This is a genomic window from Streptomyces fuscigenes, assembly GCF_021556455.1.
In the GTDB taxonomy this organism is placed as follows: Bacteria; Actinomycetota; Actinomycetes; order Streptomycetales; family Streptomycetaceae; genus Streptomyces; species Streptomyces fuscigenes.
This window is the reverse complement of sequence record NZ_JAKGCV010000644.1, coordinates 1-2,317: the sequence shown is the minus strand read 5'-3', so window position 1 is coordinate 2,317 and position 2,317 is coordinate 1. Positions and strand designations below refer to the sequence as shown.

Here is a 2,317-nt window from a genome sequence, read left to right as displayed (position 1 = left end):
GGGCGCGGCCGGGGCCCCGGCCCTCCGCGCGCCGTGGGCGGGCGGAGGCGCCCGCGGCGCCCCGCGGGCGCCGGTCCGGCTCAGCCCGCGGTGTTGACCATCGACTGGGCGGCGAAGGTGAAGTAGTCCCAGAGCTGCCGCTCGTGCTCCTCGGCCAGGCCCAGCTCGTCCACCGCGACCCGCATCCGCGCGAGCCACGCGTCGCGCGCGGCGCTGTCGACGGCGAACGGCGCGTGCCGCATCCGCAGCCGCGGGTGCCCCCGCTGCTCGCTGTAGGTGCGCGGGCCGCCCCAGTACTGGATCAGGAAGAGCCGGAAGCGCTCCTCGGCGGGGCCGAGGTCCTCCTCCGGGTACATGGGCCGCAGCAGCGGGTCCTCCGCGACGCCCTCGTAGAAGCGGTGCACCAGACGGCGGAACGTCTCCTCGCCGCCGACCTGCTCGTAGAACGTCTGCTCGCTCACCGTGCCGCGCCTGATCCCTGTCACCCCTCCATGGTCGCAGACGGGGCGGAGGAGGCCGCAGGTCCTAGGACCGCCCGGCGGCGGGCGCCCGCGCCGCCCACGCGCACTCGCCCGGCCGCCCGGCAGGGCCGACAGTGGAGGGGTGAGCGGATACGACGCACAGGCCCACGCCGAGCAGGCGCGGTCCGAGATGGTGCGGAACATGGCGGCCGCCGGGGCACTGCCGGACCCTGCCTGGCGCGACGCCTTCCAGGCCGTGCCGCGCCACCTGTTCGTGCCGTACTACTACGTGGAGGGCAGCGGCGGCAGCAGGCGGCTGTGGTCCGGCGACCCGGACCCCGAGGCCCGGTGGCGCTGGCTGAGCGGCGCCTACGCGGACACCGCGCTCGGTACGCGCATGCGCGACGGCCGGCTCGTCTCGTCCTCCAGCCAGCCCTCCCTGATGGCGGGGATGCTCACGGAGCTCGACGTCCGCGACGGCGACCGGGTGCTGGAGATCGGCGCGGGCACGGGCTACAACGCCGCGCTGCTCGCGCACCGCCTCGGCGACGGCCTCGTGACCACCGTGGACCTCGACCCGGAGATCACCGAGTCGGCCCGCGTGCACCTCGCGGAGTCGGGGCACCGGCCCACCGTCGTGACGGGCGACGGGGCGCGCGGCTGCCCCGAGCGGGCGCCGTTCGACCGGATCATCGCGACCTGCGCGCTGCCGTCCGTGCCGCGCGCCTGGGTCGCCCAGTCGGCGCCCGGCGCGCGCATCGTGGCGCCGCTCGCCACCGGGCTGGTCTCGCTGCGCGTGGCGGACACGCCCGAAGGGCGCGTGGCGCAGGGGCCGTTCCTCGCGACGTCGGCGTTCTTCGTCGCGCTGCGGGGGGCTCCCGTCCCCGGCGAGGAGGTCGCCGAGCGGGCGTCCGGGCTGCCCCGGAACCTGCTCGCCAACGACCTCTTCCGCTTCCTGCTGGCGCTGAGCGCGTACGCCCTGTCGCCCGAGGAGGCCCACCGCCTGTGGCGGCACGAGCACCGGCCCCAGCGGCAGCGGTACGGCGTCACCGTCACCGGCGAGGGCCAGTGGGCCTGGCTGGACGACCCGCACGGCCCCCACGTGTGGCCGCTGCCGGCGACCTGAGCCGGGGCACGGCCGCCCGCGCTCCTCGGGCGGGCCGCGGGCGCCCGTTCAGCCCTGGACGATGCGGATGGTCGTCCAGGCGCCGACGTGGACGCGGTCGCCGTCGGCCAGCGGGATCGGCACGTAGGGCTGTATCGGCTCCTCGCCGCCGTTGACCGTCGTGCCGTTGGTCGAGTTCTGGTCGACCACGGCCCAGCCCCCGTCGGGCTGCTGGACGAGGATCGCGTGCTGGTGCGAGACGCCCGGGTCCTCCGGCGGCACCGACAGGTCGATGTCGGGCGACTCGCCCGTCGAGTGCCGGCGGCGGCCGATGGTGACCTGGTTGCCGGTGAGCGGCATGTGCTGCTCCGGCGCGTACGCGGGCAGGTTGAGGCCCGCGGCCTCCGGCCCGCTGCGGTTCATCATCGCCATGAAGTACTCGCGGTCGGGGCCGATGACGACGGCCCACCGGGAGGGTCCCGCGAAGCCGGGCTGCTGCGGCCCGGGGCCGCCCTGGACGCCCTGGCGGGGCAGGCCGGACTGCGGTCCGCCCTGCTCCGCTCCCGGGCGGGGGGCGAACGGCTCGGACCCCGTGGGCGGCGGCAGCATCCAGTCGTCCTCGGCGGCCGGACCCGGCTGCTGCGGGGCGTGCGGCGGGGACACCGGGTCGAAGGAGGGGGCGGCGGGCGCGGGCCAGTCGTCGTCCGCGGCGGGGGCCGGGCGCTGCGGCGGGGGCCAGTCGTCGCCGGCG

Annotated in this window: 3 protein-coding genes; 1 reads left to right on the top strand and 2 read right to left on the bottom strand. The window is 77.2% G+C overall.

Annotated elements, in window-relative coordinates; translation table 11 throughout:
- Positions 1 to 80 precede the first annotated feature (80 nt).
- Entirely contained in the window at positions 81 to 485 is a 405-nt protein-coding gene (locus L1885_RS27310) for a globin (RefSeq protein WP_235799827.1), read from the bottom strand.
- 166 nt (positions 486 to 651) lie between these two features.
- Between L1885_RS27310 and L1885_RS27305 the strand changes: the two genes are divergently transcribed.
- A complete protein-coding gene (locus L1885_RS27305; protein ID WP_235799828.1) occupies positions 652 to 1,587 on the top strand; it encodes a methyltransferase domain-containing protein in 936 nt (311 codons plus the stop codon).
- A 48-nt stretch (positions 1,588 to 1,635) separates the two neighbouring features.
- Here the strand turns inward: L1885_RS27305 and L1885_RS27300 are convergent.
- The coding region (locus L1885_RS27300) for an FHA domain-containing protein (RefSeq protein WP_235799826.1) at positions 1,636 to 2,317 on the bottom strand (682 nt) is incomplete at its 5' end.